General features: G+C 40.2%; 13 protein-coding genes. 5 read left to right on the top strand and 8 right to left on the bottom strand.

All coding sequences use genetic code 11. The annotated features are described in order from the left end of the window. Positions 1–28: 28 nt before the first annotated feature. Positions 29–340: a TusE/DsrC/DsvC family sulfur relay protein gene (locus HYG89_RS06515; protein WP_026438386.1), complete on the top strand. Its 312-nt coding sequence runs from the start codon at positions 29–31 to the stop codon at positions 338–340. Between the two features lie 31 nt (positions 341–371). Here HYG89_RS06515 and HYG89_RS06520 read toward each other — a convergent pair whose 3' ends face one another. From HYG89_RS06520 to HYG89_RS06540, 5 genes are all read right to left on the bottom strand, one after another. Beyond that, positions 372–860: a helix-turn-helix domain-containing protein gene (locus HYG89_RS06520; protein WP_004973550.1), complete on the bottom strand. Its 489-nt coding sequence runs from the start codon at positions 858–860 to the stop codon at positions 372–374. Positions 861–1,058: 198 nt separating this feature from the next. After that, on the bottom strand, positions 1,059–1,517 hold the full coding sequence (locus tag HYG89_RS06525) for a hypothetical protein (protein ID WP_026438387.1): 459 nt from the start codon (positions 1,515–1,517) through the stop codon (positions 1,059–1,061). Continuing rightward, on the bottom strand, positions 1,507–1,884 hold the full coding sequence (locus tag HYG89_RS06530; protein ID WP_096902818.1) for a hypothetical protein: 378 nt from the start codon (positions 1,882–1,884) through the stop codon (positions 1,507–1,509). Before HYG89_RS06530 ends, HYG89_RS06525 begins: the two co-directional genes overlap by 11 nt. Before the next feature lie 141 nt (positions 1,885–2,025). Next, positions 2,026–2,913 carry a DMT family transporter gene (locus tag HYG89_RS06535; protein WP_096901623.1) on the bottom strand — a complete coding sequence of 296 codons (888 nt, stop codon included), beginning with the start codon at positions 2,911–2,913 and terminating at the stop codon, positions 2,026–2,028. Between the two features lie 187 nt (positions 2,914–3,100). Next, on the bottom strand, positions 3,101–3,250 hold the full coding sequence (locus HYG89_RS06540; RefSeq protein ID WP_004973540.1) for a hypothetical protein: 150 nt from the start codon (positions 3,248–3,250) through the stop codon (positions 3,101–3,103). Positions 3,251–3,457: 207 nt separating this feature from the next. On the opposite strand from HYG89_RS06540, the gene HYG89_RS06545 reads away from it, so the two are divergent. Continuing rightward, positions 3,458–4,882, top strand: a complete 1,425-nt coding sequence (locus HYG89_RS06545) for a PLP-dependent aminotransferase family protein (RefSeq protein WP_178866753.1) — start codon at positions 3,458–3,460, stop codon at positions 4,880–4,882. 75 nt (positions 4,883–4,957) lie between these two features. Here the strand turns inward: HYG89_RS06545 and HYG89_RS06550 are convergent, their stop codons facing one another. The 3 genes from HYG89_RS06550 to HYG89_RS06560 all read right to left on the bottom strand — a co-directional run bounded on the left by HYG89_RS06550 (position 4,958) and on the right by HYG89_RS06560 (position 8,967). Then, the gene (locus tag HYG89_RS06550) at positions 4,958–6,280 is read right to left on the bottom strand and encodes a DcaP family trimeric outer membrane transporter (protein ID WP_256733950.1); all 1,323 of its coding nucleotides are present in this window, start codon (positions 6,278–6,280) and stop codon (positions 4,958–4,960) included. A gap of 108 nt (positions 6,281–6,388) precedes the next feature. Beyond that, complete coding sequence (locus HYG89_RS06555) at positions 6,389–7,762, bottom strand: MFS transporter (RefSeq protein ID WP_104851979.1); 1,374 nt, start codon at positions 7,760–7,762, stop codon at positions 6,389–6,391. Between the two features lie 290 nt (positions 7,763–8,052). Further along, positions 8,053–8,967 (bottom strand): LysR family transcriptional regulator, encoded by a 915-nt coding sequence (locus HYG89_RS06560; RefSeq protein WP_096901617.1) that lies wholly within the window; start codon positions 8,965–8,967, stop codon positions 8,053–8,055. Between the two features lie 116 nt (positions 8,968–9,083). Here HYG89_RS06560 and HYG89_RS06565 point away from each other — a divergent pair, with 116 nt between their 5' ends. The 3 genes from HYG89_RS06565 to catA all read left to right on the top strand — a co-directional run bounded on the left by HYG89_RS06565 (position 9,084) and on the right by catA (position 11,565). Continuing rightward, positions 9,084–10,193, top strand: a complete 1,110-nt coding sequence (locus HYG89_RS06565; protein WP_004973532.1) for a muconate/chloromuconate family cycloisomerase — start codon at positions 9,084–9,086, stop codon at positions 10,191–10,193. Between the two features lie 13 nt (positions 10,194–10,206). Continuing rightward, on the top strand, positions 10,207–10,497 hold the full coding sequence (catC, locus tag HYG89_RS06570) for a muconolactone Delta-isomerase (protein WP_096901615.1): 291 nt from the start codon (positions 10,207–10,209) through the stop codon (positions 10,495–10,497). Positions 10,498–10,644: 147 nt separating this feature from the next. After that, positions 10,645–11,565 (top strand): catechol 1,2-dioxygenase, encoded by a 921-nt coding sequence (gene catA / locus HYG89_RS06575; RefSeq protein WP_004973528.1) that lies wholly within the window; start codon positions 10,645–10,647, stop codon positions 11,563–11,565. The last annotated feature ends 21 nt before the right edge of the window (positions 11,566–11,586 follow it).

Here is an 11,586-nt window from a genome sequence, read left to right on the forward strand (position 1 = left end):
GCATTTTTAAGGGTGAATGAAACAAGAGATGACACTAGAATTAGATCAAGATGGACATTTGCTGGATTACACTGTCTGGAATGAACAAGTGGCGCAAGAATTGGCGCAAAGTTTAGAGCTTGAACTCACAGCTTGGCATTTTGAAGTTTTGCACGCTGTACGCCAATTTTATCAGCAATTTGGACACTCACCTGCAACCCGTCCTTTAATCAAATTTTTAATGAAAACTGTAAGCCCAGAGATTAACAACGCTGTTTTGCAGGAAAAATTTAATACAGGTTTGGTGGCACGGCATTTAAGTCGTTTAGCGGGTATTCCTAAACCAGCCAACTGCTTATAGACAAACTGTTGCTGATTAATACAGCACTGATTTAGGCTTGTTTTAAATTCTGCTGTGCTTGGATGTACTGATAATACACTGGGGTAAAATGTGGTTTTACTTGCTTGGCATGCAGTTCTTCACCACATTCCGAACATACCACGACAGGTTGAAACGTCTTAGCACAATTTTTATGGATGTATTCCACAGGCTTACCTAAACCTTGATCCATCCATTTATCTGCCCAATTTGCCATAGACAGCATTAAGGGATAAAGCTCCAAGCCCTTCTCTGTCAATTTATATTCAAAACGTTCTTGGCGCTCTACATAAGGCACTTTGACTAAAATTTCATGTTCCACCAAACGCTTTAAACGATCTGACAATACATGCCGCGTTACGCCCAAATGTTGTTGAAAATCATCAAAGCGACGCATGCCCATAAAGGCATTACGAATAATCAGCATCGTCCAACGGTCACCAATCACCGACAAGGTTCGTGCAATCGAACAAGGCTGCTCGCCAATTTCATCCCATTTCATCTATGTCGCCTATCCCTCAGTTCACTACCTGCAAGTTAAAAGATTCTACAGTCTTTGCAAAGTTAGTTTTGCATGAAAATTGATAAAAAATGAAGTATGACTTCACAATCTGCTTAAAAGGAATCCCCAGTTTTTGGGGTTTTATACGCCTGCATCTTCAATCTTTAAATTTGCTATTCACTTATAAGGCAGATCACACTATTTAGATGTAGCTCCTGCACAAAAAACTTGTTCAGTCATACCTGAAGCCGTGAAACTGTTGTGCTGCTGTTCTAAATAACGCTTTGCCACCATTAACATCACAGGTGCAGGATACAAGTTTGGATTGTACTCGGAAATTTCAGCAATATTTTTATAGGCGTGATAGCGTGCACAAAATGCCTGTTTTTGTTGTTCTGCCGTTGCTTGGCTCGTAGGATCATCCAATATTTTTTTGCTGTCATTCACAATTTGCGTGTATTGATTTAACAAATCTTGATATTGTGTTTGGGTCAACCCATTGGCTGTATGTGGAATTGTAATAGGTGTAGATGATGCTTCAAGTGCCAACTGCTGCGCTTGAATACCTTGTGCCATTACGCTCAGACTTTGCAGTCCAAGCATAATGCTCACCGATATTTTTGCCATGTTCGACATGCGCATAAGCTTAAGACTCATCGCCTTCTTTCCAGACATCTTCATAGTCATCAGCATCAATCATAAAGCGGTAGCCTTGTTCTAAAGCCAGATATGGAAGCACGTCAGGCAAAATATCTTGCAACTCGCGCACAGGCATGGTTTCAAAGTTCACTTCATCTTCACCCAATTCACCGCCATAAATGTACCACGCGACTTTTTCTTCACCTTCTGGCGCTTTACGCAAGCCCACAATTGGGTCTTTATTTAAGGTCTGGACTGCAACTGCGACAACATCATCGCCACTCACTGCAATATAGGCTGAACCAAATTCTTCACAGAGCAGTTTTTGTTCTTCTATCAATTCTGCCAAGGCTGAGTTTTTTTGCTTTTGCTGTGGTTTAGACATGACAATTCTCTAAGATAAGCTGTGAGTATTCTAACGAGATTGTACGGATAGAGAATCTTTATTTTTATATTTCTGAGATGCTCAAATGAAGTGCAACGGATATGACATGAATTTGAAATTACTTAGCTTTGAAATATGATGCTACGCCCAAATAACCAACATTGCCGCAAGCACGACCAATCCCAATCCCCAATGATCGGTACGAGCAAGTTTTTCTTTAAAGAAATACGCTGAAATAAGTAAGCTGAATAATATTTCAATTTGTCCGAGTGTTTTCACAATCGCCACAGTTTGCATACTCATGGCACTAAACCAGCCCAATGATGCTAAAAAACTGCAGACGCTCACTTTAAAAGTTAATCCAACCCGCTGCCACATGGCATATAAGGTATGTCGTTTAAATATGCCTAAAAAAGCCAATAAGATAAAACATTGTAAGCCAATAACCCACACCAAAACCCATGCAGCACGATGAATAAACGGTAAGAAATCGAGTTCTAGACTGGCTTCACGCACCAATAAAGAAGTCACCGCGAAGCTGAGTCCACTACCGATTCCAATGGCTAAAGTCGTGAATGAAAAATCACTGCGTTGATTGCCTTTACTGAGTAGAAATACCGCAATACCGCCTATCGCAACGCCGAACCAAGCCAATGCACTTAAATGTTCTTGTAAGAAAATCACGCCTACAATTGCGGCTAAAACTGCTTCACTTTTGGCAAGCCCGACACCTACTGCGTAATTTTTTTGTTGAAACAGTTTTACCATTAAAGCCGTGGCTAAAATCTGACACACTGCTGCAATAATGATATACAGCCAAAACACCGAACTAAAATGTAGTTTGGCTTGAACAGGCTGCTGCCATTGTAAAATGCTTAAATACGCCAATGCAAAAGGCAAGGCAAAAATAAAACGTGCCAAAGTCACGCCATAAACATCTACACTTGTGCTGAGTTGTTTTTGAAAGGCATTGCGCCATGCCTGCATAAATGCAGCCATTAAGGTAAAGAGCACCCAACTCGAAATCATTGCAACCACAAATGCTTTACTGATAAAGTTATAATTTACGCCTATTCCGTTATTTTTGCGATCTTTATTGCTTTTGAGTTATGCGCTTACGATCTCTTTTATAAACAAAAAAAACATTCATTAAAATTCAAATGAATGTTTTTCATATCTTGAAGCGATTATAGGTGTGCTGTTATTTAAAAACTGTTTAGAACTTATCTAAATTCACCACAACAGCCACGCCGATACAAAATAAAGCTACATACACGGTAAACCAAATAATCATGTGCTTAAATGCTTTGTCTGAAATACTGCTATCGGCATATTTCTGTGGTTTGCGTGAGTTATCTTCTTGCATATCGACTCCAATCTAGCCAGATTATGGGGATATACAGATTATGTAAAATTCTAAAGCATTGCTGTAGATACAAAATATTCATTAAAAACTATAACAGTTGATTTTAGATACATGCCAATCTGTTATAAAAACAGAAATTATTTAATGTTTTAAACCTAAAAATAGATCAAAATAAGTAACAGCTGCAAAAAATGCTTGAGTCATACCATGTATAAATCTGAACAATTGGCGTTGAACATTCGGCAACTCATTGAAAATGGTGCATGGAAAGCACATAGCAAGTTACCTTCGTTAAGAGAACAATCACAAATCAGTGGTTATAGCTTAATGACCGTGCTAAACGCTTATCAAGAACTTGAAGCTCAGGGATTGGTTTACGCTAAACAAAAGTCGGGGTTTTATGTCGCAGAACGTCTCAATCAAACTGAACGACCTGTACCAAGCAGTTTGAGTTTAAATGCACATATTCAAATGAACTCTTTGGTCTTTGGCTATTTAAAATCAATTCAGTCTGCAGATGTCAGTCCTTTAGGCTCTGCCTTTCCCAATGCAGAATTACTGTTTAACCCAAAGTTAATGCAAATTTTAGCGCAGCACGCCAAGCGAAAAAGCAGTTATTTTAGCCACGACCACATGCCACCGGGCAATTATGAATTAAGAACCATAATTGCAAATCGCTACTGTTTACAAGGCATACCCACCCATGCAAATGACATTGTCATTACATCTGGCGCATTAGATGCGCTCAATTTGTCATTACAAGCTTTGACCAAACCTGGAGATTTTATTCTATTACAAGAAACTATTTTTTATGGTGCATGGCAAGCGGCTGAACGTCTTGGTTTACAGGTGATTACCATTCCAGAACACCCTGTTTCAGGTTTCGATTTAGACTCATTTGAACAAGCCTTAAAACAATACCCAATTAAAGTCTGCTGGTTGATGTTGAATATTCATAACCCTATTGGCTTTAGTGTCAGAGATGAAATTAAGCAACGCATTGCGAGTTTGCTTGAAGAATATCAAGTGTATTTAATTGAAGATGATGTCTATCAAGAATTGTATTACGGAACGCAAAAACCGCTACCCATGAAGTATTTTGACCGACAACAACGGGTACTGCACTGCGCTTCTTTTTCTAAAACTTTGGGTTCTGCTGTGCGGGTTGGTTGGGTTTATGCAGGACAATTTTCCAATGCTATTCAGCATTTGCAACTCATGAGCACGGTTTCTGCAAGTCCCTTACTGCAAAATACTTTGGTGGATTTTCTTTCGCATCATCATTATGAAAAACATTTGCGTCAATTACGCAAACAATTGGAAAAACATAAAAAAGTGTTTTATCAGCAATTGAAACAGCGCTTAAACCCAGCTTGTAAAATTCACTACTATTCTAGTGGTTACTTTTTATGGATTGAACTGCCTGCATATATAGATGGCTATACGATTTATCAGCAATTGATTCAAAATAAGATTGGCATTGCGCCAAGTCAGTTGTTCCGTTCTGAACAAGTCAGCCAAAACTTTATGCGTTTAAACTGTTCTTTTGCTTGGAACAGTAATATTGCTGCTGCACTAGATGTTTTGTCTGAGGTGATACAACAGCACATCACGCAATATACTCATGCCTAAAATTACAGAGCCGATCACCCGACAATAAAAAAGCTGAGTTTTTGACTCAGCTCTTTTGTAGTTGAAAGTGCAATTTTAGAAGTTATAAATCGCCACGAGATTTAAACGATTATCTTCACCTGTTTTACTGCCATTCGCAGCTTCACCGAATGCTTCACGCTCACCATAAACATATTCAAGACCAAAGCTTAACGGTTTACGAGGGCTATAGAATACGTTTGCCCAAGCTTGCCATAAATCTTTGTTAATCGTAGTCTTGTCTGGTGTAGCTGCAATATAGTTAGGGTCTTTGTCAAAATTCATATAACCATAACCTAAAGTACCATGCACTTTGTCACCAAACTTTTGTGTAATACCAACCATGATTGAGTCAAACTCGCTTTGAATAAGACTACCATTTGTCTGAGCAACCACGCCTTTATTCGTGAATGACACAAAGCTGCTATCACCTTTTACATGGTAATAATCGGCTTTTAAAGTCGTGCCTGGTACAACATCATATTTTGCACCGACACCGACGCCCCAAGCCATTTCTTCATCAGAATTGATACGTTTTTCATGTCCCATCGCACGAATACTAACATTTAAATTATCTGCAAATTGATGATTTAAACGTGCTGTTAATGCAGGTAAACGCTGGCTAATTGTGGCATCTTTAGGGTCTTCAGCAGCCACCACCAAATTAGTTTGTGGACTAAATTTTGTAGTATGACGTACCTGAGGTGTACGTTTTACTGCACCACCTACAAATGCCAAAGCATCAATGGTTTCTGGCATATAGTCTGGAATGGCAAAGTTTGACCAAGTTTGACCAATTAACCAGTTGCCATAATTTAAGTAAGCATGACGAATACGTAAATTATCAAAATTTGAACCGCCCAAGAAATCGACTTCAATTTTACCTTTTACGTCTCGATCGCCCACTGGGCTTTTAAAATCCAAACCTAAACGTGTAGCAGAAAGCGTTGATCTTAAACGATCACTACTTTCATTATTGCCTCCTAACGCCACTGCATTAATGTGGTTATATGGCAAATCTCGGCTACTGCCCTCAACCTGATAAGACGCATCTAAACGCACATTACCATATAAGTTGAACTCAGCACCTTTGGCTGTTTTCAGAATTGGACTCGGGCTTGCTGAACTGCGTTGTACATTGGCAATTGCACTTGCTGTTTGCGCATTTTGTACTTTTTGCTGCTCAATCAAACCACGTAAAGCCTGAACTTCTTGTCTAAGTTGTTCAATTTCTTTTTGCTGTTGAGTTTGCGCTTGTGCTGCAACACTCATACCGCCCATGCTCAATGCAATCATGCTCATCATGAGCGTACGCTGCATTGTTGGTCGAACCGTTGTAGATTGAAAATGTGTAGATTGGGTTAATATTTTCGCGTTCATCCTAAACTCGCTTGTTATTGTGCCATCAAATTCTAGCAACAGATCACCATCTCTTACGATGGCGATCTATATCATTGATGACGAAAGATTAATTGAAAGGTATAGAAATTATTGGGTTGCTTTTTGTGCAATCGGATTGCTTTCTACCGCAGGCTCTGTAAGGGCTTTCGCATCTACTGAAGCTTTTAAATTCACCATGAAGATCGCTAAAGCAGCAATTACACCTGGAATCGCAATAGCAAAGAAGTTCATTTGGTGCGGTAAATTCATGGTCAATAATGCGCCAGTTAAGACAGGTCCAACGATCGCGCCGATACGACCAATACCTGATGCCCAGCCCATACCTGTAGAACGTACAGTAGATGGGTAATATTGTGCGACGAAAGTATAAAGTAAGATTTGTGAACCAATGGTTGCTGCCCCAGCAACTGCAATTAAGGTGTACAACACAATTTGTGGACTGTTAAAGCCAAGCAGAATTAATGCTGCTGCACCACAGATAAACATAATGGTGAGTACTTTTTTGATATGGAAGCGGTCAGCCAATGCACCACCACCAATTGCGCCAATCATGCCACCAATATTCAGTGCGAATAGGAAGATCATACTTGCACCCAATGAATAACCCGCTTGGATCATTAATTTTGGTAACCAGCTGCCCAAAGCATAAACCATTAACAAGCACATGAAGAATGCGATCCAGAACATGAACGTACTGAACATACGGCCTTGCTGGAACAATGCTTTTACAGGTGCTTCATCGCCTTTAGTCACTTCATTCAGTACAAACTCAGTGTCACCATTTAATTGTTGGCTTGGTGAAATTTTTTGCACAATACTACGGGTTTGCTCAATTTCTTTCTTGTTGGTCAAATACATGAGTGACTCAGGCAAGAATTTCCAAATTAATGGTAAAGCCACCAATGGAATAATTGCGATGTAAAACATGATTTTCCAACCAAACTCTGGCACTAACCATGCACCCAACAATGCTGAAGTCATACCGCCAATGGCATAACCACTAAACATCAGCGCAACCAAAGTACTACGAATACGCTTTGGCGCATATTCTGTCATAAGGGCCACAACGTTTGGCATTACACCGCCAATACCAAGCCCAGCAAGGAAACGTAAAATACCAAATTCAACTGGATTACTTGCAAACGCACCTAAGAATGTAAAGCCACTGAAAATAGCCACACAGATCATGATGGTCTTTTTACGACCTAACTTGTCCGATAAGGTACCGAAGGTCATGGCACCAAACATCATGCCAAACAATGCCGTACTGGCCAGTAAACCTGCTTGTACTGCACTGAGCGCCCACTCTTGCATCAGTAGTGGTAATGCAACCCCATAAATGACCAAGTCGTAACCGTCAAAAATAATGATCATCAAACACCAAAACAATACGCCCCAATGGAATGGCGTGAACTTGGCCTCGTCAATCAAGGTATTAATATTAATTTTATTGCTTTGCATCTTGCTTCACCTCCTAATTGTGAAGTCCGTTACTCCAACTCAGATGCACACAATGAATAATAAGTTAAAATTTGTCCAAAACTGAATAGGCATGGATACATACCTAAAAAGTCTATAGTTTTATAAGATATTGATTTTAAAACAGATAAAAATAACAAGGCGAAAAAAAATACTGTAATGTGATGCATAAAAAAGTTTTTTCAGGCAATTCACATAACAGTATTTTGTTAAAAATATCTGTGCTTTTATATAAAAAATATAGTTATAAATATTTGTTTTATATGGCTTTACTAGAATACATTGCGATCATAAGTAAATGCTTCCAAATCATAAACTTGATAAATGCAGTCAAACAAAGATCGAATGTCTTCACTTTCATCCATATTACGAATTGCCATAAACACAGGACTTACAGCCGAGTCATCTAATAAAGGTATAAAGTGCAAATGTGCCAAATGAATATTTTGTGCGCTTTCTGGCACGATACACAAGCCCTCACCTGCAGCAACAAAACCCAACGCCAATTGTAATTCACGCACTTCACGAATTTTGCGAGGTTCTAAACCATACTCAGAAAACACGCCACGAATTTGGGTAGAGAAGTTTGGCTTGTTGTGATTTGGATATAAAAATAGTTGTTGATCAACAACATCCGCCAAATATACACCTTCTTTTTGTGCCGCAAATGGGTGGCTCGAATGTACTGCAACCATCAAGCGTTCTTCACGTAATAAGATACGTTTAACTGCAGGATCAGAAATTCTTAAGCGTCCAAATCCAACATCTATACGCCCTTCTTTAAGTGCCTGAATTTGGTCATTGGTGGTCATTTCCACCATTTCTATTTTTAAATGCGGATGCTGCTGCTTAAACAAATACACAATTCTTGACAATAATCCGAACAATAAAGAACCAACGAAGCCAATAGTCACAGTACGACCAGCAATACCGACACGTTTTGTCATCGACTTGATTTCTTCCGCATTAGACAAAAGTTTAACGGCATGTTGGTAAAAGAATTGGCCTGCTTCGGTGGTCTTAAGCGGTCTACTTCCACGCTCAAACAGTTGAATTCCAAGCTCTTGTTCTAAATTTTGGATCTGTCTGCTCAAAGGTGGTTGAGCAATAAAGAGTTTTTCTGCTGCCTTGGTGAAACTTTGCTCTTCTACAACAGCAACAAAATAACGTAAATGTCTGAGTTCCATAGCTCAAAATACCTTTTAAGTATAAAAAAATGCATATTTGATCTTCGACCAATGCAATTTATTCTTTTAAGGTATATCACATAACTGTAATAAAGCAATGATATGAAGGGCATACCATGTATAAGTCAGTAGAAACTTTGCTGGTGGAAATACCAACCATCCGTCCACACAAGATGGCGGTTGCAACCATGCAAACCCAAACCCTTGTATTAGTCAAAATCACCACTGAAGATGGTTTTGTTGGCTGGGGCGAAGCAACCACGATTGGCGGCTTGGGCTATGGTGAAGAAAGCCCAGAAAGCGTAAAAACCAATATCGAAACATATTTCGCATCATTGCTAAAAACTTTAGCTGGCTTGAATGTTGCGCAAACTTTACAGGTCATTAAAAAGAATATCAATGGCAACCGTTTCGCGAAATGTGCCATTCAAACTGCTTTATTAGATATTCAAGCGCAGCGCTTAAACCAACCTTTAAGTGAAATTTTAGGTGGTCGCCTACGCAACTCGGTTCCTGTGTTATGGGTACTTGCATCTGGCGATACAGAAAAAGACATCGCTGAAGCACAAAAAATGATTGCGGCTAAACGCCACAACACATTCAAGCTCAAAATCGGTTCACGCCCAGTAGAGCAAGATGTAGAACACGTATTGGCAATCAAACAAGCATTGGGTAAAGACGTTTCTATTCGTGTAGACGTAAACCGTGCTTGGTCAGAACTTGAAGCAATTAAAGGCATCCAGCTTTTACAAGATGGTGGTGTCGATTTAATTGAACAACCATGTGCAATTGACAACATTGATGCCATGGAGCGTTTAACACGTAAATTTGATATTGCCATCATGGCAGATGAATCATTGATGGGCCCACAAAGCGCTTATCAATTGGCAAAACGTAATGCTGCATCTGTATTTGCAGTTAAAGTTGCCCAATCTGCGGGTCTAATCGAAGGTTGTGAAGTTGCAACAATTGCACAGTTGGCAGGCATCGACCTATATGGCGGCACAATGCTTGAAGGCCCTGTCGGCACGATTGCATCTGCGCATGTGTTCTCGACCTTCCAGAATTTAGCTTATGGCACAGAATTATTTGGTCCGTTATTGCTGACCGAAGAAATTTTAAAAACTCCACTTCAGTACCAAGACTTTGAATTACACCTTCCAACAGGTGCAGGTTTAGGTATTGAGTTGGATGAAGACAAAATTGACAACTTGCGTCGTCAGTAATTAGGAGAAACCCATGCTTTTCCACGTACGTATGGATGTAAACATTCCATTGGATATGCCAGCTGAAACAGCTAACGAAATTAAAGCCGTTGAAAAAGCATATTCGCAGGAATTACAGCGTCAAGGCAAGTGGCGTCATATTTGGCGTATTACTGGCCAATATTCAAACATCAGTATTTTTGATGTAGAGAGCAACGAAGAACTGCACAACATTCTGCAAGGTCTTCCGCTCTACCCTTATATGAATATTGAAGTGATGGCATTGAACCGCCACCCTTCATCAATTCGTGAAGATGACACCTGATTTAATTCGGAAACTGGAGTAAGCACCTTACTCCAGCACCAAAGTAAACATTTAGCAAACCAAGTAAACAAGGAAAGTGGCAGCCAATTATCTCGTTTTTAGTCCAGAGATATTCGCCACCAAAGCACACCTCCAAGGAGAATGAAAATGAATCGCCAAGAAATTGATGCATTAGTTAAGCAAATGAACGTTGATACAGCGACAGGCCCTGTAGATGAACGTGTACAACAAGTTGTTGTGCGTTTATTGGGTGACCTTTTCCAAGCGATCGAAGATCTTGATATTTCTCAGTCAGAACTGTGGAAAGGTCTGGAATACTTTACTGATGCCGGTCAAGCGAACGAATTAGGTTTATTGGCTGCAGGTTTGGGTCTGGAACACTACCTAGACTTACGTGCTGATGAAGCGGATGCTAAAGCAGGCATTACTGGCGGTACGCCACGTACGATTGAAGGTCCACTTTATGTCTCTGGCGCACCTGAAACAGTAAGCTTTGCGCGTATGGACGATGGTTCTGAAGAAGGCAAAATCCCGACGCTGATCATTGAAGGTACAGTGACTGATACTGACGGCAACCGTGTTGAAGGTGCTAAAGTTGAAATCTGGCATGCCAACAGCCTGGGCAACTACTCATTCTTTGACAAGTCACAGTCTGACTTTAACCTGCGTCGCAGCATCATTACCGCTGCCGATGGTCAATATACTGCATTGACGACAATGCCAGTGGGTTATGGCTGCCCTCCAGAAGGTACAACTCAGTTTGTACTGGACAAGCTAGGCCGTCACGGTAACCGTCCATCGCACGTACATTACTTCGTATCTGCACCAGGTTACCGCAAGCTGACTACTCAATTCAATATTGAAGGCGACCAATACCTGTGGGATGACTTTGCATTCGCGACTCGTGAAGGTCTGGTGGCAACTGCGGTTGACGTGACTGATGAAGCTGAAATTGCAAAACGTGGTCTGAAAGGTCCTTTCAAACACATCCAGTTCAACATTGTTCTTCAGAAAGATCAAGCTGGCGTTCCTTCTACTGAAGTTGAACGTCGCCGCGCAAGCGCATAATTTGAAATGGAATCGGGATGT

It is taken from the genome of Acinetobacter sp. SwsAc5, from assembly GCF_013391485.1.
GTDB classification, from domain to species: domain Bacteria; phylum Pseudomonadota; class Gammaproteobacteria; order Pseudomonadales; family Moraxellaceae; genus Acinetobacter; species Acinetobacter towneri.

What these genes read in the sequence shown, in the direction of transcription:
- HYG89_RS06515 (WP_026438386.1), top strand. Translation starts at nt 29, where the DNA reads ATGACACTAGAATTAGATCAAGATGGACATTTGCTGGATTACACTGTC.
- HYG89_RS06520 (WP_004973550.1), bottom strand. Translation starts at nt 860, where the DNA reads ATGAAATGGGATGAAATTGGCGAGCAGCCTTGTTCGATTGCACGAACC.
- HYG89_RS06525 (WP_026438387.1), bottom strand. Translation starts at nt 1,517, where the DNA reads ATGAGTCTTAAGCTTATGCGCATGTCGAACATGGCAAAAATATCGGTG.
- HYG89_RS06530 (WP_096902818.1), bottom strand. Translation starts at nt 1,884, where the DNA reads ATGTCTAAACCACAGCAAAAGCAAAAAAACTCAGCCTTGGCAGAATTG.
- HYG89_RS06535 (WP_096901623.1), bottom strand. Translation starts at nt 2,913, where the DNA reads ATGATTTCGAGTTGGGTGCTCTTTACCTTAATGGCTGCATTTATGCAG.
- HYG89_RS06540 (WP_004973540.1), bottom strand. Translation starts at nt 3,250, where the DNA reads ATGCAAGAAGATAACTCACGCAAACCACAGAAATATGCCGATAGCAGT.
- HYG89_RS06545 (WP_178866753.1), top strand. Translation starts at nt 3,458, where the DNA reads ATGTATAAATCTGAACAATTGGCGTTGAACATTCGGCAACTCATTGAA.
- HYG89_RS06550 (WP_256733950.1), bottom strand. Translation starts at nt 6,280, where the DNA reads ATGAACGCGAAAATATTAACCCAATCTACACATTTTCAATCTACAACG.
- HYG89_RS06555 (WP_104851979.1), bottom strand. Translation starts at nt 7,762, where the DNA reads ATGCAAAGCAATAAAATTAATATTAATACCTTGATTGACGAGGCCAAG.
- HYG89_RS06560 (WP_096901617.1), bottom strand. Translation starts at nt 8,967, where the DNA reads ATGGAACTCAGACATTTACGTTATTTTGTTGCTGTTGTAGAAGAGCAA.
- HYG89_RS06565 (WP_004973532.1), top strand. Translation starts at nt 9,084, where the DNA reads ATGTATAAGTCAGTAGAAACTTTGCTGGTGGAAATACCAACCATCCGT.
- catC (WP_096901615.1), top strand. Translation starts at nt 10,207, where the DNA reads ATGCTTTTCCACGTACGTATGGATGTAAACATTCCATTGGATATGCCA.
- catA (WP_004973528.1), top strand. Translation starts at nt 10,645, where the DNA reads ATGAATCGCCAAGAAATTGATGCATTAGTTAAGCAAATGAACGTTGAT.